The organism is Helicobacter pylori, assembly GCF_030062585.1.
Taxonomy (GTDB): Bacteria; Campylobacterota; Campylobacteria; order Campylobacterales; family Helicobacteraceae; genus Helicobacter; species Helicobacter pylori_CN.
On sequence record NZ_CP071935.1, the window covers coordinates 1315478 to 1338834 of the forward strand.

Below are 23357 nucleotides of genomic sequence, written 5' to 3' on the forward strand. Positions count from 1 at the left end.
CGTTAGAAAGAAGTTAATGTTAGAGATGAGTTTGCAAGCATTAAATACACAAGATTCTTCTGTGATGGCTCAATCCTTGCTTGTCCATGCCTTTTTTGCCGCTTTGCTTGCCCTAGCTTTTATGATCAATCTTTACACCCTTTTTAAAGAAAAGAATTTTATCCAATTGAACAAAAAAATCTATCTTGTCATGCCAGCGATTTACATTCTTTTAAGCATCGCTCTTTTGAGCGGGATTTTTATTTGGGCGATGCAACAATTTGAATTTTCTTTTAGCGCTGTTGTTATGCTTTTAGGGCTGTTGTTGATGCTGATAGCAGAGATCAAACGCCATAAAAGCGTGAAATTCGCTATCACTAAAAAAGAAAGGATGGAGACGTATATCAAAAAGGCTAAAATCCTGTATTGTTTAGAAACGATTCTTATTGTTGTGTTAATGGGCCTTTGAATGCGTTTTGTCTACCACCCTTTAGCCAAAGAGCCTATTTTAAAAATAGAAGGCGAGAGTTATATCCATTTATACCGCTCAAGGCGTATCAAAAGCGCGAGTCGTTTGGATTTAAGAAATTTAAAAGACGGCTTTTTATACACCTATGAACATGCAGAAATCACTAAAAAACATGCCCTTTTAAGGCTAGTGGGCGAACAACCATTAGAGGTTATGGCCAGTAAAAAAACGCATTTGATTTTAAGCGTGATTGAAATCAAAAGCGTTGAAAAAATCCTACCCTTTTTAAATCAGTTAGGCGTGAGCAAGTTGAGTTTATTCTATGCGGATTTTAGCCAACGCAATGAAAAAATAGACAGCGCCAAATTAGAGCGCTTCCAAAAGATTCTGATCCACTCTTGCGAGCAATGCGGCCGCAGCGCTTTAATGGAATTGGAAGCGTTTTCAAACACCAAAGAGGTGTTAAAAGCCTACCCTAAGGCGAGCGTTTTGGATTTTAAGGGCGAAACCTTACCCGCAAGCATGGGTTTTGAAAAGGGCGTTATCATAGGGCCTGAAGGGGGCTTTAGCGAACCAGAAAGGGAGTGTTTTAAAGAGCGTGAAATTTATCGCATCCCGTTAGATATGGTGCTAAAATCTGAGAGCGCGTGCGTGTTTGTGGCGAGTATCGCGCAAGTTTAGGGGATTATTGGGGATTTTAGATCCTAGAAAATCCACCCGTAATTAAAAAACACTTTAAAATGACTGCCCCCTCATTCAAAACAACAGAGTTCGCATAGATGCCATTATTAGAAGCGATCTTAATATCGTTTTGGATTAAAGGAACGCTAATGCCTACAGAATATTTAGAATGCTTGTAGCGGTAATTAAACCCGGTTACTATATCTAAATTACCGCTTCCTTTGACTTGATTGAAAACATAGTAGCTATTGTATAAGCCCCTTAATCCCCCAAACACCCCAAAAGAGGAAGCAAAAACTTTTTTAGTGGGATTGCCTTGCTTTTTATTAGCATAAGTGGTGATGAAATCAAACAACACATCCATTCCCCCACCATAGCTTAATTGTTGGATTTTTTCATCGTTAGCTTTGGCGTAATTGTATTTGATGATGCCGTAATAGGCTAACCCTATATAGTCGTTGAAATAATGTTGGTAGCCTATTTTAACATTGGCCCCCAAAATAGGGCTTCTAAAATTTTTACTTGAAGAGCGGTAAGTGGTGGTGGAAGTGGTGGAAAAATTTTGCACGATCGCGCTGACCATAGAGGTTGCAAAATTTTGTGCATTCAACCCGGCGTTTAAATGGTTGGTTTGGCTGTTTAGATTAGCGAAATTGATGGGGAGGGCGTTTTGATTGATGAGCTGTTGCCAAACAGCGGTAGTAACCCCTATAAGCCCAGCGGGGACTTGAGTGCAATTGGTGTAGATGGAATTGGGGTAATTGCTAGGGAAAGCGGGCTGATTTTTGCCGCCAAAACGAGAACACACATCATAGTCGTAACCATCATGGTCTCGCACTTCATGCCCGTTACTAAATTCTAGCTCTTCTTTGCCGTTTTTCTCCACTTCATGCCCGCCCTCACAGCGCACCTCTGGCCCATCTCCTTCTTGGCATAAACGCACCCTTTGATAAGTCATGTTCCCATTATGCGTATAGCCTTTAGTGTGGCTAAATTCATGGATAATGTCTCTTAATTCCACAATATCAACTTTGTTCAAAGTTTTACCAAACAATTTTTCAGGATCTAAGGCAGAAGCTTCTATCCCCAGATTACCATCATTATCATCAAGTTCATACCCTAGCCCTACAAACCCTGATTTTAGGATATTCACTTCAAGATTGATCGCTCTTCTAAACGCATCTATAACGGATTGTGGGGTTAGCACATATTTTTCATAGATGGGAGCGACACGCCCGTTATTGAAAGGATTCACGCACTTAGGAAAGTCAGAGCCGCACTCTGATGAGCTGTTAGAAAATTGGAAAGGAGCGTTTAAAACGGCTTCTTCCCACGATTTAGAGTCAAACACCGCAATCATATCCAACATTAAATTGGTCAATTCTTCTGCGGTTTGTGGGGTGAAATCTGACACACAATCATGGCAATTACCTTTAAAATTGTTAGTATCGGCGTTTTCATAACTCATCGTTACATTGGTCGTGATTTGGCTGAGCTTTTGAAACAAACTTTGCGTGTTAGCGTCAGAAAATTGTGTGGCAGTGGCTTGAAGTTGTTGGTAATTAAAGCTATCAGCTTGTTCAAATTCTGAATCATTAAACAAGCTTGCAGGCAGAATGATTTGAGAATCTTTAGGGATGGTCTCTATCACGCCCAAATTGACTGCCTTGCCTTGAGCGTCTGTATAACTCAGCTCAATATTGTTTAAATTGTAGGGCAGGAAGTTTTGTATCACAACCACGCTGTTATTGCCATAGCCTTCAAACTCGGCATTTTCTTGATTGTATGCCATCACATACACAGGGCTTTGAGAATAAAAAGTTAAGCCATTTTCTATATTGTCCGTGGTGAATAGTTCGGTCGCTTTTTCTAAAATGGTGTTTTGGAGGATGTAGTATCTCCCATAGACGCTTTGTGGGGTGGCTGTATCGCCTTTGTTTTGTTCTTTAGGTTGTTCTTTAGTTTGGGGGTGGGTTAGGGGGTTTTCATAGATTTTCTGTGTGTTTTGGGTGTTTTGGGTTATTGTTTCTTCTTTAGTTTGTGTGCCTTCTAATAACCCGGTTTCAAACCCGGCTTCTATAAAAAAGCCGTCTTTTTGGTTTTTTTGAAAGGCTTCTAAAGGGTTGAACAAGCCGATTAAGGACAAACAAATCGTTCTGCTAACGAGTTTTAGCATGGTATTTTCCTAAATTTCCTAAATGGTTTAGCGTTTTGTTCTCAAAGAGTTTGTAACTCAATAAAACTGAAGTTTCGTATTATAATACATTTTTGAGAAATTGCGGTATTGTTTGTATTAAAAAATAAACAACGCTCTAGGGATAAATGCTTTTATCTTTCTTCAAATCATTTCAAAATTTTAGGCAAAGTGATGCCCACTTGCCCTTGATACTTACCGCCTCTGTCTTTATAGCTTTGCTCGCACACTTCATCGCCTTGTAAAAACACCACTTGTGCGATCCCCTCATTGGCATAGACTTTAGCCGGTAAATTAGTGGTGTTAGAAATTTCAATGGTGATATAGCCTTCAAATTCCGGCTCAAAAGGCGTAACATTCACGATAATCCCGCACCTGGCGTAAGTGCTTTTGCCTAAACAAATCGCTAAGGTATCTTTAGGCATTTTAAAATACTCTATCGTATGAGCTAGAGCGAACGCGTTAGCGGGCAAAATAAAAAAGCCCTCTTTACTCGCATCAATTTTGGTTGCGTTGTTAGGATCAAAGTTTTTAGGGTCAATTAAAGCGTTTTTGTTATCAAAGAGCATGAACTCACTCCCCACCCTAATATCATACCCGTAACTGCTCAAACCATAGCTGATCACGTTCTTACCGACTTGCTTTTCGCAAAAAGGGCTAATCATGCCATGCTCTAAACTCATTTTTTTAATCCAAGAATCCGCTTTTAATCCCATACGCACAAAGCCTTTAAAGTTTGTTAATAATTATGTTATTATAACAATAATTTTTTGCTAAAAACGCTTATAGCTAGTAAGATTATGTGTTTGTGGCATATTTTAAAATAATATAAGGAATAGATCGTTATGAACCTTTCTGAAATTGAAGAGTTGATCAAAGAATTTAAAGCTTCTGATTTGGGGCATTTGAAATTAAAACATGAGCATTTTGAGTTGGTTTTGGATAAAGAATCCGCTTATGCGAAAAAAAATGCGTTAAATCCCGCTCATTCTCAAGCCTCCATCCAAGCCCCCATCATGGTAGAAGCGAGCATGCCAAGCACTCAAACCCCTGTGCCTATGGTATGCACCCCTATTGTGGATAAAAAAGAAGATTTCGTGCTTTCGCCTATGGTAGGCACTTTTTATCATGCACCCTCCCCTGGGGCTGAGCCTTATGTCAAAGCGGGCGATACGCTTAAAAAAGGGCAAATCGTGGGCATTGTAGAAGCGATGAAAATCATGAATGAAATTGAAGTGGAATACCCTTGCAAGGTGGTTTCTGTTGAAGTGGGAGACGCTCAACCGGTAGAATACGGCACGAAACTCATCAAAGTTGAAAAGCTTTAAAATCCATGAATAAAGTGAATAAAGAAAATAAAAAGGTAGAAAAAAAAGAACTCTCGCGCATTTTGATCGCTAATAGAGGCGAGATCGCTTTAAGAGCGATCCAAACCATTCAAGAAATGGGTAAAGAATCCATAGCCATTTATTCTATCGCTGACAAGGACGCCCACTACCTCAATACGGCTAGCGCAAAAGTGTGTATAGGGGGGGCCAAATCTAGCGAGAGTTACTTGAATATCCCTGCGATCATTAGCGCAGCGGAATTGTTTGAAGCGGATGCGATTTTCCCCGGGTATGGGTTTTTGAGCGAGAATCAGAATTTTGTAGAGATTTGCTCGCACCATTCTTTAGAATTTATTGGCCCAAGCGCGAAAGTCATGGCTTTAATGAGCGACAAATCCAAAGCCAAAAGCGTGATGAAAGAAGCCGGCATGCCTGTGATTGAGGGCAGTGAAGGGTTGCTTAAAAGCTATCAAGAAGCTGAAGAAATCGCTGATAAAATCGGCTACCCTGTCATCATTAAAGCGGCCGCTGGTGGGGGCGGGAGAGGCATGCGCGTCGTAGAAGATAAATCCAGGCTCAAAAACCTTTATCTAGCCGCAGAAACGGAAGCTTTGAGCGCGTTTGGCGATGGGAGCGTGTATTTAGAAAAATTCATCAACAAGCCCAAGCACATTGAAGTCCAAATTCTAGCCGATAAGCATGGCAATGTCATTCATGTGGGCGAAAGGGATTGCTCGGTGCAAAGACGCCAGCAAAAACTCATTGAAGAAACCCCAGCGGTGGTTTTAGAAGAGGGCGTGCGTGAGCGTTTGCTAGAAACAGCGATCAAGGCCGCTAAATATATCGGCTATGTGGGGGCGGGGACTTTTGAATTTTTGCTTGATTCTAACATGAAAGATTTTTATTTCATGGAGATGAACACTCGTTTGCAAGTGGAACACACCATTAGCGAAATGGTGAGCGGGTTAAACCTCATTGAATGGATGGTTAAAATCGCTCAAGGCGAAGAACTGCCCAAGCAAGAAAGTTTTTCCCTCAAAGGGCATGCGATAGAATGCCGAATCACAGCAGAAGATCCTAAAAAATTCTACCCAAGCCCGGGCAAAATTACCGAATGGATCGCTCCTGGTGGGGTGAATGTGCGCCTTGATTCGCATGCGCATGCCCATTATGTCGTGCCTACGCACTATGATTCTATGATTGGCAAGCTCATTGTGTGGGGTGAAAACAGAGAAAGAGCGATCGCTAAGATGAAAAGAGCTTTAAAGGAATTTAAAGTAGAAGGCATTAAAACGACCATTCCTTTCCACCTTGAAATGCTTGAAAATGCGGATTTCAGGCAAGCAAAAATCCACACGAAATATTTAGAGGAAAATTTTTAAACTTAATTGCAAGGAGATTTTAATGAAACAAGTGATTAAAAGGGTTCTTAAGGGTTTGTTACCCAATCGGTTTTTAAACGCGTATCGTCATGTTGAAAACTTGGGAGCGATTAAAGAGCAAGTTCGTTCTAATATTGAAACTTTAGGAGCGATTAAAGAGCAAATCAACTCTATAGCCAATTATGTCAATTCCATTCTTTGGCGAGCCGAAAGGGTAATGTCTATCAATGAATTGTTTGTTGAAACCCCTAAAGAGAAGGTTGAAGGGCTCATCAAGAGCTTGCATCCCATTAAGACCGAGCATGAGCTAGTGCGCTGGGGGAGCCAGCATGATGGAGGCTATTTGATACCTAAGGATTTTAAGGGGATTAGAGCACTCTTTTCTCCAGGTGTGGGTAATGAAAGTGCGTTTGAAGAAGATTTTTATCGTCAATGCAAACTTGCAAACCATAACGATATATATATATATATATGGCAGACAAGTCGGTCAATGAACCGATACTGAATATCCCTAAAGAAAACTACTCCTTTATCAAAAAATTCATCGGTTGCACTGACAATGAAGATTTTATTACACTAGACACTTGGGTTAATAACTCTCAAGTGGGCGAAGGGGATTTAATGTTACAAATGGATATTGAAGGGGGTGAATATCTCGCTCTCATCAGTGCGAGCGATACGCTATTGAATCGTTTCAGAATCATTGCTTTAGAAATCCATTTGCTGAAATATTTGTGGGATAACAACTATTTTGAAATGGTTCAAAGCGCTTTAAATAAAATTCTAAAAACGCATTATTGCGTGCATTTGCACCCCAATAATTGTTGTGCCCCTCACCATCACAGGGGTGTGAGTATCGTTGAAGTCATAGAGTGCACTTTCATCAGAAAGGATCGGGTGAAACATATCTTGGGCTATTGCGATGAGTTCCCACATCCATTAGACGCTGACAATGTGATTGAAAACCCCACGCTTATTTTACCCAGAAACTGGTATGGAGACTGAAGTTTTTCTGTTTTGAAATGCTTGAAAATGCGGATTTCAGGCAAGCAAAAATCCACACGAAGTATTTAGAAGAAAATTTTTAAGTTTTAAGGATTTTTTAAGCATAGTTTAAGGGTTTTAAGCGATCAGAAAAAATCAGCATTAAGTTTTATGATTTTATAGTAAAGTTTTTTCATGCAAACCTTGTTTAAAGAAATTACCCCTAAACGCTATGTCAATGGCAATGAGATGAAAGAAAATTCTAGCAATGTTCTAGATCAGTATTTCACTAAGCCTAGTGTGGCTTTATAAAGTGCTTCCAAAAAGCTTGTGAAGTGATTAAAAAATACGAAAATCTGGATGACTTTATTTTTTTAGAGCCAAGTGCAGGCGATGGGGTATTTTATGACTTGTTTCCTAAAAATAGACGCATTGGTATAGACATTGAACCTAAAAGAGATGGATTTATTCAATGCGATTTTTTAAATTATAAATTGCCCACGCATCAAAAAGTGATTTGCTTGGGAAACCCTCCTTTTGGGCATCGTGGGGTTATGGCGTTAGAATTTATCAACCATGCTAGAAATTGTGATTTTGTGTGTTTTATCCTACCCATGTTCTTTGAAAGTCAAGGAAAAGGCTCTATTAAATATCGTGTGAAAGGTTTGAATCTGCTTTATAGCGAACGCTTAGAAAAAAATGCGTTTATAGACTTTAAAAATAAAGAAGTGGATGTGCATTGCGTGTTTCAAATTTGGAGCAAAAAGCATCAAAATAAAAAAAGTGAATTTTCTTGGTATAAGAATCGCCATAAAGAACCCTTTGGCGAGTATATCAAGGTTTTCACGGTTTCATTAGCTAAAAACAGAGAATGCGGTAAAGAGTGGATTTTTAATCAAAAAGCGTCTTTTTACATTTCATCAACTTTTTATAAAAGCACACAAATTGTAGAGAACTTTGAGGAAGTTAAGTATCAATCTGGTATTGCTGTGGTATTTACTAGCACTGACAAGGTTTTAAACGCTAAATTAAAAAAACTATTCAAAGAAATTGATTGGACAAAATACGCAAGTTTAGCGACTAATTCTTGCTATCATTTAGGCAAAAGCCATATTTTTCAAGCCTTATATGATCATTTGGATAGCTTAAAGGATAATTGATGGACTTAGAACAAACTTTTTTAAAAATTATTGAAAAAAAACATGAAGAATTGAATTTAGGACAAGATTACAACGCTATTTTTTCAAAAATTAGAGATTTTGAAGCCAACGCTATAGGGCAGATTGGTGAAGAGTTTTTAAAAAGCGTGCTTAACGCTATAGATGGAGTGATCAATGATGGCATTATTCATGATGAATACGATATTATGACAAAAAGCGGTGTGTCCTTTGAAGTTAAAACAGCGCAAAAAGGCAGAACTAACAACACTTTTTTAGTTCAATGGTATAAACCCACGATACAACTATGATTTTTTGATTTGCTTAGGAGTGTGCGAAGACCAATTGCTTTATAGAGTTTTTAAAAAAGATGAAATCCATTACATTCATAAAGAAAGAAAATACTTTATGAAACAAAATGAATTTAAAAAGCAATTGGTGCCAATGAATCCTGATAATCAAGTCAATTATAAGCTCACTCTCAATATTAAAGAATTGAAAGAAATTACAAACCTCATCAAAGAGTTAGAAAGGGTTTTAGGATTAGATTAATATTTTTAGATAGAATTAAGTGGATTAAAATGTTTTTAGGAATAGAGTTTGCTTATCTTATCTTTAAGAAATAAAATGAAGTGGAGGATAGGATGTCTAAGATTTCAAACAATTATAACCCGTCTTTAACGATGAGGGATTACCATAGTCAAAGGGTTAGTCCGCACGCAAGAAAAGAAGAAAATAAGGAAATTCAAAATCTTTCAGAGAATGATGAAAAAATCAAATTAGCCAAACAAGCTAAGCAGGATAACCTAGCCATAGGGGATTTAGAAAGCCGTCTTAAAAGCTTAAAAGGCATGGATAAAGACGCTAAGGAATTGGTGGGCATTTCTAAATCTTACGCTCATAATAATGAAAAAGATCGAAGCGATTTTGAGCGTTTTAAAAGCCGTTTGGACAAAGCGATTGATTCTTTCAATCAAAAATCAGGCAATGATAGCTTGAAACTCCCTGGCAATATTGACATTGACGACACGAAAGCTTTGGAGAAATTTTCAAAATCATTAGAAAGTGAGAAAGAAAACATTCAAAACTCTTTGCACCAGTGGAAAAAACAGCTCGCTGAAACGAATCATTTGAACAAGGAATATAACACCTTAGATAAAACGAGACTGAACGCTCAAAAATTCCAAGATGTCCATGACACAAGCAAGATCACCCCATCTCGCTTGCAAGACTTGCTCGCTTGAAAGAGTTTGCTTATAGCGAGCCTTGTTTAGATGAAGAAGATAAAAAGGCTGTTTTAGAGGTTTTAAATTCCAAACAGCTCACGCAAGGCAAACGCTCTCTGTTATTTGAAGAAGCTTTATGCGAGTTTTTGGGCGTTAAGCATGCGTTAGCGTTTAATAGCGCGACTTCAGCCCTTTTAACGCTCTATAGGAATTTTAGCGATTTTAGTGCTGATTGTAATGAAATAATCACCACCCCTATGAGCTTTGTAGCGACGGCTAACATGCTTTTAGAAAGCGGTTATACACCCGTGTTTGCTGGAATTAAAAACGATGGTAATATAGATGAATTGGCCCTAGAAAAGCTCATTACTAAAAAAACCAAAGCCATAGTGAGCGTGGATTATGCCGGTAAAAGCGTGGAAATAGAAAGCATTCAAAAGCTTTGCAAAAAGCATTCTTTGAGTTTTCTTTCTGACAGCTCGCATGCTTTAGGGAGCGAGTATCAAAACAAAAAAGTAGGAGGCTTTGCGTTAGCGAGCGTGTTCAGTTTCCATGCCATTAAGCCTATCACTACGGCTGAGGGGGGAGCGGTCGTTACTAACGATAGCGAATTGTATGAAAAAATGAAATTGTTTCGCTCTCATGGCATGCTCAAAAAAGATTTTTTTGAAGGCGAAGTCAAAAGCATAGGGCATAACTTCCGCTTGAATGAAATCCAAAGCGCTTTGGGTTTGAGCCAGCTCAAAAAAGCCCCCTTTTTAATGCAAAGAAGAGAAGAAGTCGCTCTAGTTTATGACAGGATTTTTAAAGATAACCCTTATTTCACCCCTTTACACCCCTTGTTAAAACATCAAAGCTCTAACCACCTTTACCCTATTTTAATGCACCAAAAATTTTTTATATTTAAAAAACTCATTTTAGAAAATTTGCACAAGCTTGGCATTTTAGCCCAAGTGCATTACAAGCCCATTTACCAATACCAATTGTACCAACAGCTCTTCAATACAGCCCCATTAAAAAGCGCAGAAGATTTTTATAACGCTGAAATTTCCTTGCCTTGTCATGCGAATTTAAATTTAGAGAGCGTTCAAAACATCGCTCATAGCGTTTTAAAAACTTTTGAAAGTTTTAATAGAATAAGTTCCATTTAGGGCTTCAAATCTTAATCATTAAGAATGGTGCGGAAGAAAGGAATCGAACCTTCATGCCTTGCGGCGCTAGATCCTAAGTCTAGTGCGTCTACCAATTTCGCCACTTCCGCACACCGCACGCCATCGCATGCACATAAGAGTAGAAAATAAAGAAGCAGCATTTTAGCTGTTTAATCCTTTAAAAATACTGAAAAATTGAAGTTTTTTATAAATTTGGAGTTTTTTCTGGTTTTTAGGGGGTTTTAAATTCTTTTAAGGTATTCTAACGAGACTATATTGTTAGATAGTTTTAAGGAAATTAAGGAACACAATGGAAGTTTCACGCAAAAAAATTTACAACCCCGATTCTACAGAAAGTGTGAATGAAAGAAAGATTTTTGGGGGTAATCCTACAAGCATGTTTGATTTGAATAAAATCAAGTATCAATGGGCGGATCATTTGTGGAAAACGATGCTCGCTAACACTTGGTTTGCTGAAGAAGTGAGCATGAACGATGACAAAAGAGATTATTTGAAATTAAGTGCAGAAGAAAAGATCGGCTATGACAGAGCTTTAGCGCAACTCATTTTTATGGACAGCTTGCAAACCAATAATTTAATTGACAATGTCAATCCCTTTATCACCAGTCCCGAAATCAATTTGTGTTTGGTGCGTCAAGCTTATGAGGAAGCCCTACACAGCCATGCGTATGCGGTGATGGTAGAAAGCATTAGCGCGAATACTGAAGAAATTTATGACATGTGGCGTAACGATATGCAATTAAAAAGCAAGAACGACTATATCGCGCAAGTGTATATGGAATTAGCCAAAAACCCCACAGAAGAAAACATCCTCAAAGCGCTTTTTGCTAACCAGATTTTAGAGGGGATTTATTTTTATAGCGGGTTTAGCTATTTTTACACTTTGGCTAGGAGCGGAAAAATGCTAGGATCAGCACAAATGATTCGTTTTATCCAAAGAGATGAGGTAACGCATTTGATTTTATTCCAAAACATGATCAACGCTTTAAGGAATGAAAGAGCGGATCTATTCACGCCAAAATTGATTAACGAAGTCATAGGAATGTTTAAAAAAGCGGTAGAAATTGAAGCCTTGTGGGGGGATTATATCACGCAAGGCAAGATTTTAGGGCTCACTTCAAGTTTGATTGAGCAATACATCCAGTTTTTAGCAGATAGCCGTTTGAGTAAGGTGGGTATCGCTAAAGTTTATGGCGTCCAACACCCCATTAAATGGGTAGAGAGCTTTTCAAGTTTCAATGAGCAACGCTCTAATTTCTTTGAGGCTAGGGTGAGCAATTACGCTAAAGGGAGCGTGAGTTTTGATGATTTTTAAGGGCTTGTTTGAATAGTATCAAAAACCATTTGATGTGTGAAGAAATCAATAAGCGTTTCAATTTGCACCCCAAAGTGAGAGAGGCTATGGAAAGCATTGAAAGGGAGGTTTTTGTGCCAGCCCCCTTTAAACACTTTGCCTACACTTTAAACGCGCTTTCTATGCAAGCGCAACAATACATTTCTTCGCCCTTAACCGTGGCCAAAATGACGCAATATTTAGAAATCGATCATGTGGATAGCGTGCTAGAAATTGGCTGCGGGAGCGGCTATCAAGCGGCGGTGCTGTCTCAAATTTTCAGGCGCGTTTTTAGCGTTGAAAGGATTGAAAGCCTGTATTTAGAAGCGCGTTTGCGCCTTAAAAATCTCGGTTTAGACAACGTTCATGTTAAATTCGCTGATGGGAATAAGGGTTGGGATCAATACGCCCCCTATGATAGGATTTTGTTCTCTGCTTGCGCTAAAAATATCCCCCAAGCGCTTATTGATCAGCTTGAAGAAGGCGGGATATTAGTCGCGCCCATTCAAGAAAACAACGAGCAAGTGATCAAACGCTTTGTGAAGCAAAATAACGCTTTGCACGTCCAAAAAGTGCTAGAAAAATGCTCGTTTGTGCCTGTTGTAGATGGGGTGCAATAAAGAATGAAAAAAGATTAAAGCATGGTTAAACACTATCTTTTTATGGCGGTTTCGCAGGTCTTTTTCTCCTTCTTTTTAGTGCTGTTTTTTATCTCTTCCATTGTGTTATTAATCAGTATTGCAAGCGTAACGCTCGTGATTAAAGTGAGCTTTTTGGACTTAGTGCAACTCTTTTTGTATTCCTTGCCAGGAACCATTTTTTTTATTTTGCCGATCACTTTTTTTGCAGCTTGCGCTTTGGGGCTTTCAAGGCTTAGCTATGACCATGAATTGTTGGTGTTTTTCTCTTTAGGGGTTTCGCCTAAAAAAATGACTAAAGCGTTTGTGCCTTTAAGTTTGTTAGTGAGTGCGATTTTATTAGTGTTTTCGCTTATTTTAATCCCCACCTCTAAGAGCGCTTATTACGGGTTTTTGCGTCAAAAAAAAGACAAGATTGATATTAACATCAGAGCGGGTGAATTCGGGCAAAAATTAGGCGATTGGCTCGTGTATGTGGATAAAGCTGAAAACAATTCCTATGATAATTTAGTGCTTTTTTCCAATAAAAGCCTCTCTCAAGAAAGCTTTATTCTGGCTCAAAAAGGCAATATCAACAATCAAAACGGCGTGTTTGAATTGAATTTATACAACGGTCATGCGTATTTCACTCAAGGCGATAAAATGCGTAAAGTTGATTTTGAAGAATTGCATTTGCGCAACAAGCTCAAGTCTTTCAATTCTAATGATGCGGCTTATTTGCAGGGCACGGATTATTTAGGTTATTGGAAAAAAGCCTTTGGTAAAAACGCTAATAAAAATCAAAAACGCCGTTTTTCTCAAGCGATTTTAGTTTCCTTGTTCCCTTTAGCGAGCATGTTTTTAATCCCTTTATTTGGCATCGCCAACCCACGATTCAAAACGAATTGGAGTTATTTTTATGTCCTTGGAGCGGTTGGGGTTTATTTTTTAATGGTGCATGTGATTTCTACGGATTTGTTTTTGATGACTTTTTTCTTCCCCTTTATTTGGGCGTTTGGCTCTTATTTGTTGTTTAGAAAATTCATTTTAAAGCGTTATTAAATGCGGTGTTTTAAGGCTACTATCGCTTATGATGGGGCGTATTTTTTAGGCTATGCCAAACAGCCCAACAAACTCGGCGTTCAAGATAAAATAGAAAGCACTTTAAACGCGCTAGGGATTAAAAGCGTTGTGGTTGCGGCTGGGCGCACGGATAAAGGCGTGCATGCCAACAACCAGGTTTTGTCTTTTCACGCTCCAAAACACTGGAGCGCTGATAAATTATTTTATTATCTAGCCCCTAAACTCGCTCCGCATATTGTCTTAAAAAAGCTAGAAGAAAAAAACTTCCATGCGCGTTTTGACGCTCAAAAAAGAGCGTATCGTTACCTTTTGACGAAGAATTTAAAAACGCCTTTTTTAGCGCCTTATATCGCTTGTGGGGATTATGGCTCACTAGATGCGTTAAACACCGCTTTAAAGCAATTCACAGGCAAGCATGATTTTTCCATGTTTAAGAAAGAAGGCGGGGCTACAACCAATCCTAATCGCATCATTTTTAACGCTTTTGCTTATACAGCCTTTATCATGGGGCATGAGTGCGTGGTGTTTAAAATCATTGGCGATGCGTTTTTACGCTCCAGCGTGCGTTTGATCATTCAAGCATGCGTTCAATATTCACTAGAAAAAATCACGCTCGCTGAAATTGAAATGCAAATCCACAACATCAAAGCCACTATAAGAACGCCCATAATGGCTAATGGTTTGTATTTGCACAGGGTGTATTATTGAAAACTCAAAAGGTGTTCTTCCCAATCTAGAGCGCTTTTGATAATGGTGTCTAGGTTGTTATAAAGGGGTTTGAAAGGGGTGTTTTGTAAGATTTTAGCGTTATTGGCAATAAGGCTTGCTGGATCGCCCTGTCGCTTGTCTAAAATTTCCACTAAAAAATCGTTGCTTGAGATTTCTTTGACCTTTTCTATCACTTCTTTCACGCTATGGCCTTGATTGTAGCCGACATTATAGATCTCGCTCTTATTTTTTTCTAAAAGGGTTTGATAGCTCGCTAAATGCGCGTTAGCCAAATCATCTACATGGATATAATCCCTAATGCAAGTGCCATCTCTTGTGGGGTAGTTAGTGCCAAAAATCCCCATTTTTTTCCTTTTCCCCACCGCGCATTCGCATGCGATTTTGATTAAATGCGTGGCGTTGAGCGTGCGTTGTCCTAGCGTGTAAGGCGTGGTATAATCATTGCGCATGCATGCCCCAGCCACATTGAAATAGCGCAAAATAACGCATTTAAAATCCGCTATTTTAGAAGTGTCCAACAAAATCCTTTCGCTCATCATTTTAGACGCTCCATAAGGATTAATGGGGTTTAAGGGGCTTTCTTCATTCAAGCTAAAATCAGATTCGCCATAAACCACGGCCGTGGAAGAAAAAATAAAACGCTTGATCGCATGTTTTAAACAAAGTTTGACAAGCTCTAAAGTGTTGAGCGTGTTATTGGTGTAGTATTCTAAAGGCAAGCGTGTGGATTCTTCTACTGAGATTTTAGCCCCAAAATGCAAAATGGCTTCAATGGGGTCTTTTAGCTGTTGCTTATTCAAAAAGGCGTCTAATTTGTGGGTTTCATTCAAATTCGCTTGAATAAAAGTAACCCTATTAGGGTAGTAACGCTCTAACGCTTTGATATGCTCTAAAAAACCGGTGCTTAAGTCATCTACAATAATGATGTTTTCTTTGGTTTTTTCTAAAAACGCCCTTGCGGTATGCGAGCCTATATACCCGCACGCCCCTGTGAATAATAATGCCATAAAACCCCTTTTGAAATGAAAAAATAACAACTATTATAACATCTTAATCCCATTTATTGTTTAAGGATTTTTTAAGAAAGTTTAACCTATAATTTCATCTTTATTGGCTTTTAAGGGCTTATAGCTCAGGTGGTTAGAGCGCACCCCTGATAAGGGTGAGGTCGGAGGTTCAACTCCTCCTAAGCCCACCATTTTTTTACAATCCTTGGGGAATTAGCTCAGCTGGGAGAGCGCCTGCTTTGCACGCAGGAGGTCAGCGGTTCGATCCCGCTATTCTCCACCATTGTTTTCTCCTTAAATTTTTTCTTTTTATCAGTCGTGTCTTGGTTGAGAAATCCTAAACGATTGGATCGTCCTTGTTTAACGCCGCAAGTCTTTTAACTCAAAGCTCCTTGATAAAAGATTGGGTTGGATTGGGATTTTTTATTTGCTTTGTTCTTTAAATGGTGCAAAATCTCTTTTGCTTTATAACTTTTCGCTTTCTAATTTCGCAAGCTTTTCAGCGTTCGCTTGTTTAGGGGGCTTAAAATTTTAGGGTTTTGGGTTTTTCAATGGTTGTAAGCGTGTTGTTACTAAATTGTGGGTTTTGAGCGCTTGATTCTTTCTTTATTGGCTCAATTCAAGCCTTTCGTTAGAGCGTGGAAAAAATGTTAGAAACCCTTACAAAACAAGCTAATATATTCTATTCAATTTATTTCAAGGACAAACAAACATGAAAAAATTTCTTTATACCCTACTTGTGCTTCTTTTAATCGGCCTTTTAACGGCCTATCTTATCCTTTTTACAGAATGGGGGAATAAGATCATCGCTTCGTATATAGAGAAAAAAATCAACCCGAACGAGCACTACTTGAGCGTTAAAACCTTTAAATTGAGATTCAACTCTTTAGACTTTGAAGCTCAAGCCAACGATGATTCCACGCTCATTCTTAAGGGGGATTTCTCGCTTTTAAAGCAAAGCGTAAATTTGAATTACCATATAGACATTAAAAATTTACACTCTTTCAAAGAATGGATACCCTACCCTTTAAGGGGGGCTATTGTTACTTCTGGGAATATTAAAGGGCATAGAAAAGCCCTTATAGTTCAAGGCGTCTCTAATGTCGCTCAATCCCACACTGCCTACAACGCCCTTTTAGATGATTTCAAACTTTCTCATTTAAGCTTGAACGCAAAAGACGCCAATTTAGAAGATTTGCTTTATTTACTCAACCGCCCCGCTTATGCGAGTGCAAGAGTGTCCTTACAGGCGGATTTTAACTCTCTAAAGCCTTTAGAAGGGCATTTGATCCTAACAGCTAATAACGCTTTAATCAATAACGCCCTAATCAATCAAATTTTTCATTTAAACCTTAAAGACACGCTCGTTTTCAACCTCTCGCACTCAAGCGATTTTAAAGAAAACAAAGCCATCAGCGATACCACCCTAACTAGCCCTTTAGTTAATTTCAAAGCCCTAAAAAGCGAATATCTTTTCTCTGTTTTAAAACTCAACGCCCCCTACACTTTAGAAATACCCAACCTAGCCAAACTCCAAAACATTACCAACCACCCCTTAAAAGGGAGCTTGACTTTAAAAGGCGCTATAGAGCAAAGCCCCAAACTTTTAAAAGTCAGCGGCCATTCAAATTTACTAGACGGCGCTCTGGATTTCACGCTTTTAAATAAAAATTTGAAAGCCCATTTTTCCAATATTTCCACTTTAAAAGTCCTAGATTTATTCCATTACCCTAAATTTTTCCAATCCATTGCAGACGCTAACTTGGATTATGATTTTATCGCTAAGCAAGGCGTATTGAAAGCCCGCCTAAAAAATGCAAGATTCCTCAAAAATGCATTCAGCGACTTCCTCTACTCCATTTCCAAATTTGATATTACTAAAGAAATTTATAACGATGCCAATCTGGTAAGCCAAATCAACCAGCAACGCCTGCTCTCTGATTTGAGTTTAAAAAGCCCTAAAACCCAATTGAAAATCCATAACGGCTTATTGGATTTAAACACCAAGCAAATGGACATGCTCATGGATGCAGAAATTTTAAAATTCGTTTTTAAAATGAAACTTCAAGGCAACATGCACCAGCCAAAATTTTCCCTCATTTTAAATGAGAAAGCCATTCAGCAAAACTTGCAACAAGGCTTGAAAGAAATCTTAAAAAACGACACCCTTAAAAAAGGTTTAGACCATTTGCTTAAAGATGATAAGCTCAAAGAAAAGCTTGAAAAAGGGCTTAAGGGGCTTTTTTAAAATTTTAAAGGATAGAAAATGGCGCACATTTTAGTTAGCGGGGCGACTTCAGGGTTTGGGTTAGAAATCGCTAAGGCGTTTTTACAAAAAAACCATGTGGTTTTTGGCACAGGGAGGCGGCAAGAGAATTTACAAAAATTGCAGCTCGCTTATCCCAAGCGTTTCATTCCCCTGTGTTTTGATCTTAAGAACAAGCTTGAAACTAAGCGAGCGCTAGAAACTATTTTCTCCATGACGGATCGCATTGACGCTTTAATCAATAACGCCGGCTTAGCGCTAGGCTTGAACAAGGCTTATGAATGCGAGTTAGACGACTGGGAAATCATGATAGACACGAATATCAAGGGGTTGTTGCATCTCACCCGTTTGATCTTGCCCTCTATGATAGAGCATGACCAAGGGACTATCATCAATCTTGGCTCTATCGCTGGCACTTACCCCTATCCTGGTGGGAATGTCTATGGAGCGAGCAAGGCGTTTGTGAAGCAATTTTCTTTAAATTTGCGAGCGGATTTAGCTGGCACTAACATTAGAGTGAGCAATGTTGAACCCGGTTTGTGCGGCGAAACCGAATTCAGCATGGTACGCTTTAAGGGCGATAAAATCAAAGCCCAATCCGTCTATGAAAACACCCTTTACCTCAAACCACAAGATATTGCTAACATCGTGCTATGGATTTACGAACAACCCCTACATGTCAATATCAACCGCATAGAAATCATGCCCATAAGCCAAACTTTCGCTCCCCTACCCACCCATAAAAGCCCTTAAGGGGTTTTAAATAAAGGCTTTGTTTTAGTTAAATACTTAAGGTTTTTTAAAACTTTAACGACTCTTTAAGTTTTAAAAAAAAAGAATTTTGGTTGCTTTATTTTAAGCTCATTATCTTAAGGGGATAGGAAGTATTTTGAAATTATTCTCCCCTACTCCCCTAAAACCTCCTTTTAAAATCCCCTAACCCCCTAAAATTTCGCTTTTTAAAGCCGTTTGATCAAGCCTTATTAAACTAAACTTTGATCTTAAGCTGCTTGAGGATATCGCACGCCCCTTTAGCACCTAATTTACAGCCTTTTTTAAAGTTTTCTATGGCTTGCTTTTCATTCCTTGTTACGCCCTCGCCATTGTATTGCATAGCCCCTAAATTGAAACACCCTCCGCCATTTTCCAATTCGCATGCCTTAGAATAACGAGCGAGAGCCTCTTTAAAATTCTTTACCACGCCTTCGCCATGATGATACATGTTCCCTGCGTTAAAGCACCCTGGGCTGTCTTTTAAATCGCAAGCTTTGTCATACGAAGCGAGCGCCTTTTTCAAATCTTTAGGCGTGCCTCTGCCTGCATCATACAAGCTCCCTAATATCGTGCAGCCATCGCCATCGTTTAAATCGCACGCTTTAGTGAAATATTCCACCGCTTTTTTAAAATCCCTAGTTACCACTTTACCATCATGATAAATCCCCCCCAAGCTCGCGCACCCTTCAGCGTATTTCAAATCGCACGCTTTAGAGTAGTATTGTAGGGCTTTATTGGTGTTTTGGGACACGCCTTGCCCACTGTAATATAAATTCCCCAATAGATGACACCCATTGCTGTAATTCAAATCGCAAGCTTTAGCGTAAAAAGAGGCGGCTTTTTTCAAGTTCTTTTCCACCCCTTGCCCTTGATAATAAAGCACCCCTAAATTAAAACACCCGCTATTTTCTTTCAGATCGCAAGCTTTTTCAAAATATTTCTTCGCTTGAGAAAAATCTCGCTCTTTGTAGCTCTTTGCCCCCAAACCCACAAGCTCTTTAGGGTCTTGCTCTGCCATTAACCCCCCTAAACACAACGCACCCAAACACAAAACCCTAAAAAAGGACTTTTTGACATTTTCTAACATGATGTATCTCCTTATTAAAAATTTTATTATAGTATTATTAAGCAAATACAAAACGCCATGATCTCTTTGTTATCTTAAAGCTAACGCCCGCTTGCAAATTTCTGTGATTTTATCCCACTCTTTGTTTTGAATTAAATCTTTAGGAGTAAGCCAGCTCCCCCCCACGCACAAAACATTTTCTAAATTCAAATAAGAACGCATGTTATCTGCGCTAATCCCCCCAGTAGGGCAAAATTTCACCCCTTTAAAAGGGCCATTAAAAGCGTTTAAAAGTTTAACGCCTCCGCAATACTCTGCCGGGAAAAATTTCAAAGCGCTATAGCCCCATTCTAAGGCTTGCATGACTTCACTGCTACTAGAAACCCCAGGTATTAAAGGCATGCCTTTTTTCTTTGCGTGTTCTAAAAGCTCTATCGTAAGGCCCGGGCTAATCAAAAACTCTGCCCCCCTATTTTGCGCTTGCTCTAATTGAGTAAGATTTAAGATCGTGCCAGCGCCCACGCGCATTTTTGGCACATTCTTAGCAATAAGCTCTATGGCCTCTAAAGCGCAACTGGATCGCAAAGTTACTTCTATGATTGGAATACCCCCCTCTATCAGGCTTTGCGCTAAAGGCACAGCGTCTTTTATATTCTCAATCACCACCACAGGGACAATGGGGCTGATTTGTAAAATTTCTATTATTTTATCTTGCATTTTATCTCCTTTATATTTTTATACCTTTATGCCAAAACTCATGCCACCCTCTTCAGCGGTATTGGCATTCAATCTCAAACTCGTAAATAATTCCCTACCCAGCCCAAAAGTAGGCTTTTCTAAATTTTCTAAGGTTTCTAAAAACAAGGGGTTGATGCCCCTATTTTCAAAATCCTTTTCAAGCACATTCAAGGCGTTATTAGGAGCGTCTAATTCTATCAAATCGCCATCTTTAATCTTAATGATCGCCCCATTTAACGCTCCCTCAGGGCTTAAATGGATCGCGCTAGGCACTTTCCCGCTCGCCCCGCTCATGCGCCCATCCGTAACCAGCGCGACCTTATAGCCCATATCTTGCAAAGCCCCTAAATTCGTGGTGAGTTTGTGCAATTCTGGCATGCCATTAGACTTAGGCCCTTGGAAAGGCAAGACGGCCACAAAATCCCTTTCTAATTCTTTATTTTTAAAGCGTTCTAAAAATTCGCTTTGGGTTTTAAAAACAATCGCTTTGGCCTTGACTTTCCTATGCTCATCTTTAATGGCTGAAATTTTAATCACGGCCCGCCCCAAATTACCCTTTAAGATTTTAAGCCCCCCATTAGCGGCGAAAGGCTCACTCACAGGGCGTAAAATGTCCGCATTCAGGCTATGATTGATGGCGTCTTTATACACCAATTGGTCGTTTTCTAAAAAGGGGGTTTTGGTGTAATTTTGCATGCCTTTTTGCGTTTCTGTATCCATGATGGTATGAGTGTCTTCAAATAAAAGCCCCTCTTTTAACAATTCCTTGATCACAAACGCTAATCCCCCACACGCTTCAAAAGCGTTCACATCCGCTGATCCGTTAGGATAGACTTTAGCTAAAAGAGGTATGAGATTAGAAACGGCGTCAAAATCGTCCCAATTGAGAATGACCCCACAAGATCTAGCGATAGCGATCAAATGCAAAGTGTGGTTGGTAGAACCTCCGGTTGCCATTAAGCCTATAAGAGCGTTAAGAATGCTTTTTTCATCAATGAGTTTGGCTAAAGGCAGAACTTTCCCGCTCGCTAATCTTTTCGTGCTCTCTTCTACTAAAACCTTTCGTAAGGGGTTGTTAGGGTTGATAAAACTAGAATTAGCCACATGCAACCCCATAAATTCCATCATCATTTGATTGGAATTAGCCGTGCCATAAAAAGTGCAAGTGCCCACATCATGATAGCTTTGCATTTCCACTTTTAAAAGCTCTTCTCTGTTGATCTTTCCCATTGCAAAATCTTGGCGCGCTTTGGCTTTTTTATAATTTTCTATCCCGCTCACCATAGGCCCGCTTGGCACAAACACGCTCGCTAAATTCCCAAAGCTTAACGCTCCTATGAGCAAGCCTGGCACGATTTTATCGCACACGCCTAAAAAAAACGCCCCGTCAAAAACATTATGGCTTAACCCCACGGCGGTGCTTAGCGCGATCACATCTCTACTGAATAAGCTCAATTCCATGCCATCATAACCCTGCGTGATACCATCACACATCGCTGGCACCCCACTAGCGACGCTCGCATAAGCGTTATGCTCTTGCAACTCTTTTTTAATCCAGTCAGGGTAATTTTTAAAAGGTTGGTGGGCTGAAAGCATGTCGTTATAAGCGGTGATGATCGCAAAATGCTTTCTTTTATGCGAACCTAAAGGCATTTTTAAATGCTCTGGCATGCTCGCTGTAACATGCGCAATATTCGCACAACCCAAGCTCTCAATCTTGGGCTGGTTTTTAGGGTTAAAGATATTTTCTAAATAAAGCTCTCTGGTTTTTTTGCTACGCTCTGTAATTTTTTCTTTGATTTGTTCTAAAGAATGCTTAGGCATGAACACCCCTTCAATTAAGATTTAATATATAATAATAACTTAAAAACACTCCAAAAGGGTTATTGATGTTGGATTTTGATTTGGTTCTTTTTGGCGCGACTGGGGATTTAGCCATGCGAAAGCTCTTTGTTTCGCTCTATGAAATTTATACCCATTATGGTTTTAAAAAAGATTCTAGAATTATCGCATCGGGGCGTAAGGAACTATCCAATGAAGAATTTTTAACGCTTCTTTGTGAAAAGACACAACTGCATTCAAGAGAAAAGGGTGAGGAATTTTTAGCCCATATCAGTTATTTGCGCGTCCGTTTGGATAACCCTAAAGACTTTGAAGAATTGAGTAAAATCGCTACAAAAAATAAGCCCTTGATCTTCTACTTTTCTATCTCCCCTAGTTTTTTTGCAACGACCGCTCAAAATTTAGCCCAAAACGCACTCAATCACGCCAACACTCGTTTGATTTTAGAAAAACCCTTAGGGCATGATTTAAAGACTTGTAAAGAGATTTTCCAAAGCATTAGCGCTTTTTTTAAAGAAGAGCAAATTTTTAGAATCGATCATTATTTAGGGAAAAAGGGCGTTCAAAATATCCTTGAATTGCGCTTAAATAACCCTATCTTAAACATTTTATGGGATCAAATCAGCGCGGTTGAAATCTGCGTGTATGAGACTTTAGGGGTGGAAGAAAGAGGCGAATTTTACGATAAAATTGGGGCTTTAAGGGATATGGTTCAAAACCATCTCTTGCAAGTTTTATCCCTTATCGCTACAGATTTACCCAACGATTTAAAAGATTTAAGGAAAGAAAAAATCAAAGTTTTAAAAACCTTACAACCCCCTAAAGATTTTAAAAAACAGGTTATTCGGGCCCAATATCAAGGCTATAGAGATGAAAATAAGGTTAATAAAGAAAGCCAGACAGAGACTTTTGTCGCTATTAAAGCCTTTTTGGATACGCCTAAATTTAAAGGCGTGCCTTTCTACCTTAAGCACGCTAAAAAAATGCCCCATAATCAAGCGAGCGTGAAAATCCATTTTAATGCAATCAATACGCTAGAATTTTTCCTCTCTCAAGATAAAATCACCCTCACCCTAAAAGATCATCAAAACCCCCTTATTTTAGAAACCCATAACCAACAAGAATTTTTACAGCCCTACGCTAAATTGCTCTATGATGCGATACAAAATAACCACAATAATTTCGCCCACCAATTGGAATTAGAAGCGTCATGGGTGTTTATTGACACGCTCATAGAGGGTTTTATCAATAACGCCACGCCCTTATACTCCTATGAAAGCCATAATTTAAACGAATTAGAATTTTTAAAACCACTCTATCAATGAAAGGG

22 protein-coding genes, 3 tRNA genes and 2 pseudogenes are annotated in these 23357 nt (G+C 39.1%); 20 read left to right on the forward strand and 7 right to left on the reverse strand.

Annotation, left to right across the window (positions count from 1 at the left end; translation table 11 throughout):
• The first annotated feature begins 16 nt into the window (after positions 1–16).
• Both J5F42_RS06310 and J5F42_RS06315 read left to right on the forward strand, forming a co-directional pair.
• Positions 17–448 (forward strand): hypothetical protein, encoded by a 432-nt coding sequence (locus J5F42_RS06310; RefSeq protein ID WP_000892138.1) that lies wholly within the window; start codon positions 17–19, stop codon positions 446–448.
• Entirely contained in the window at positions 449–1129 is a 681-nt protein-coding gene (locus J5F42_RS06315; protein ID WP_001213097.1) for a 16S rRNA (uracil(1498)-N(3))-methyltransferase, read from the forward strand. It begins immediately after the preceding gene.
• A 23-nt stretch (positions 1130–1152) separates the two neighbouring features.
• Here J5F42_RS06315 and J5F42_RS06320 read toward each other — a convergent pair.
• Positions 1153–3305: pseudogene (locus tag J5F42_RS06320) on the reverse strand (porin family protein).
• Positions 3306–3472: 167 nt separating this feature from the next.
• A complete protein-coding gene (dcd, locus tag J5F42_RS06325) occupies positions 3473–4039 on the reverse strand; it encodes a dCTP deaminase (RefSeq protein ID WP_000523105.1) in 567 nt (188 codons plus the stop codon).
• Between the two features lie 129 nt (positions 4040–4168).
• On the opposite strand from dcd, the gene accB reads away from it, so the two are divergent.
• From accB to pseC, 9 genes and pseudogenes are all read left to right on the forward strand, one after another.
• The gene (gene accB, locus J5F42_RS06330) at positions 4169–4651 is read left to right on the forward strand and encodes an acetyl-CoA carboxylase biotin carboxyl carrier protein (protein WP_097699610.1); all 483 of its coding nucleotides are present in this window, start codon (positions 4169–4171) and stop codon (positions 4649–4651) included.
• A 14-nt stretch (positions 4652–4665) separates the two neighbouring features.
• The gene (locus J5F42_RS06335; protein WP_283491618.1) at positions 4666–6033 is read left to right on the forward strand and encodes an acetyl-CoA carboxylase biotin carboxylase subunit; all 1368 of its coding nucleotides are present in this window, start codon (positions 4666–4668) and stop codon (positions 6031–6033) included.
• A gap of 22 nt (positions 6034–6055) precedes the next feature.
• A complete protein-coding gene (locus J5F42_RS06340; protein WP_079306982.1) occupies positions 6056–6538 on the forward strand; it encodes a hypothetical protein in 483 nt (160 codons plus the stop codon).
• The gene (locus J5F42_RS06345) at positions 6505–7038 is read left to right on the forward strand and encodes an FkbM family methyltransferase (protein WP_097699070.1); all 534 of its coding nucleotides are present in this window, start codon (positions 6505–6507) and stop codon (positions 7036–7038) included. Before J5F42_RS06340 ends, J5F42_RS06345 begins: the two co-directional genes overlap by 34 nt.
• Before the next feature lie 174 nt (positions 7039–7212).
• Positions 7213–8177 (forward strand): annotated as a pseudogene (locus J5F42_RS06350) (SAM-dependent methyltransferase).
• A complete protein-coding gene (locus J5F42_RS07915; protein ID WP_000362738.1) occupies positions 8177–8485 on the forward strand; it encodes a hypothetical protein in 309 nt (102 codons plus the stop codon). Before J5F42_RS06350 ends, J5F42_RS07915 begins: the two are co-directional and overlap by 1 nt.
• Before the next feature lie 34 nt (positions 8486–8519).
• On the forward strand, positions 8520–8726 hold the full coding sequence (locus J5F42_RS07920) for a hypothetical protein (RefSeq protein ID WP_000966917.1): 207 nt from the start codon (positions 8520–8522) through the stop codon (positions 8724–8726).
• 92 nt (positions 8727–8818) lie between these two features.
• The gene (locus tag J5F42_RS06360) at positions 8819–9418 is read left to right on the forward strand and encodes a Laminin subunit alpha-2 precursor (RefSeq protein WP_097699068.1); all 600 of its coding nucleotides are present in this window, start codon (positions 8819–8821) and stop codon (positions 9416–9418) included.
• A complete protein-coding gene (gene pseC / locus J5F42_RS06365) occupies positions 9415–10551 on the forward strand; it encodes a UDP-4-amino-4,6-dideoxy-N-acetyl-beta-L-altrosamine transaminase (protein ID WP_097699067.1) in 1137 nt (378 codons plus the stop codon). The genes J5F42_RS06360 and pseC overlap by 4 nt, the downstream gene beginning before the upstream one ends.
• A 25-nt stretch (positions 10552–10576) precedes the next feature.
• Here pseC and J5F42_RS06370 read toward each other — a convergent pair.
• Positions 10577–10661 (reverse strand) — tRNA-Leu (locus J5F42_RS06370).
• Between the two features lie 200 nt (positions 10662–10861).
• On the opposite strand from J5F42_RS06370, the gene J5F42_RS06375 reads away from it, so the two are divergent.
• Genes J5F42_RS06375 through truA form a run of 4 tightly spaced genes read left to right on the forward strand, consistent with a single transcriptional unit; the run spans position 10862 to position 14313 of the window.
• Positions 10862–11887 (forward strand): ribonucleotide-diphosphate reductase subunit beta, encoded by a 1026-nt coding sequence (locus J5F42_RS06375; protein ID WP_000453982.1) that lies wholly within the window; start codon positions 10862–10864, stop codon positions 11885–11887.
• 8 nt (positions 11888–11895) lie between these two features.
• Positions 11896–12525 carry a protein-L-isoaspartate O-methyltransferase gene (gene pcm / locus J5F42_RS06380; RefSeq protein WP_097699066.1) on the forward strand — a complete coding sequence of 210 codons (630 nt, stop codon included), beginning with the start codon at positions 11896–11898 and terminating at the stop codon, positions 12523–12525.
• Between the two features lie 21 nt (positions 12526–12546).
• Positions 12547–13584, forward strand: coding sequence for an LptF/LptG family permease (locus J5F42_RS06385; RefSeq protein ID WP_283491252.1), 1038 nt, complete (start codon positions 12547–12549; stop codon positions 13582–13584).
• Positions 13585–14313, forward strand: a complete 729-nt coding sequence (gene truA / locus J5F42_RS06390; RefSeq protein WP_001203334.1) for a tRNA pseudouridine(38-40) synthase TruA — start codon at positions 13585–13587, stop codon at positions 14311–14313.
• On the opposite strand, the gene galE is transcribed toward truA, so the two are convergent.
• Positions 14307–15341 (reverse strand): UDP-glucose 4-epimerase GalE, encoded by a 1035-nt coding sequence (gene galE, locus J5F42_RS06395; RefSeq protein WP_097699064.1) that lies wholly within the window; start codon positions 15339–15341, stop codon positions 14307–14309. The two genes, truA and galE, sit on opposite strands and share 7 nt — an antisense overlap.
• A 114-nt stretch (positions 15342–15455) precedes the next feature.
• Between galE and J5F42_RS06400 the strand changes: the two genes are divergently transcribed.
• The 4 genes from J5F42_RS06400 (at position 15456) to J5F42_RS06415 (ending at position 18360) form a co-directional block, all read left to right on the forward strand.
• A tRNA-Ile gene (locus J5F42_RS06400) sits at positions 15456–15532 on the forward strand.
• A gap of 16 nt (positions 15533–15548) precedes the next feature.
• Positions 15549–15624, forward strand: a tRNA-Ala gene (locus J5F42_RS06405).
• A 429-nt stretch (positions 15625–16053) separates the two neighbouring features.
• Entirely contained in the window at positions 16054–17589 is a 1536-nt protein-coding gene (locus J5F42_RS06410) for a hypothetical protein (RefSeq protein ID WP_097699063.1), read from the forward strand.
• 18 nt (positions 17590–17607) lie between these two features.
• Positions 17608–18360, forward strand: a complete 753-nt coding sequence (locus tag J5F42_RS06415) for an SDR family oxidoreductase (protein ID WP_097699062.1) — start codon at positions 17608–17610, stop codon at positions 18358–18360.
• 235 nt (positions 18361–18595) lie between these two features.
• Here J5F42_RS06415 and hcpC read toward each other — a convergent pair whose 3' ends face one another.
• The 3 genes from hcpC to edd all read right to left on the reverse strand — a co-directional run bounded on the left by hcpC (position 18596) and on the right by edd (position 22009).
• Positions 18596–19468 carry a Sel1-like repeat protein HcpC gene (gene hcpC / locus J5F42_RS06420; protein ID WP_000892731.1) on the reverse strand — a complete coding sequence of 291 codons (873 nt, stop codon included), beginning with the start codon at positions 19466–19468 and terminating at the stop codon, positions 18596–18598.
• 69 nt (positions 19469–19537) lie between these two features.
• Entirely contained in the window at positions 19538–20164 is a 627-nt protein-coding gene (locus J5F42_RS06425; RefSeq protein WP_001152744.1) for a bifunctional 4-hydroxy-2-oxoglutarate aldolase/2-dehydro-3-deoxy-phosphogluconate aldolase, read from the reverse strand.
• Positions 20165–20182: 18 nt separating this feature from the next.
• Positions 20183–22009: a phosphogluconate dehydratase gene (gene edd / locus J5F42_RS06430; RefSeq protein WP_097699061.1), complete on the reverse strand. Its 1827-nt coding sequence runs from the start codon at positions 22007–22009 to the stop codon at positions 20183–20185.
• Positions 22010–22074: 65 nt separating this feature from the next.
• Between edd and J5F42_RS06435 the strand changes: the two genes are divergently transcribed.
• Complete coding sequence (locus tag J5F42_RS06435; protein ID WP_097699060.1) at positions 22075–23352, forward strand: glucose-6-phosphate dehydrogenase; 1278 nt, start codon at positions 22075–22077, stop codon at positions 23350–23352.
• Positions 23353–23357: the final 5 nt, after the last annotated feature.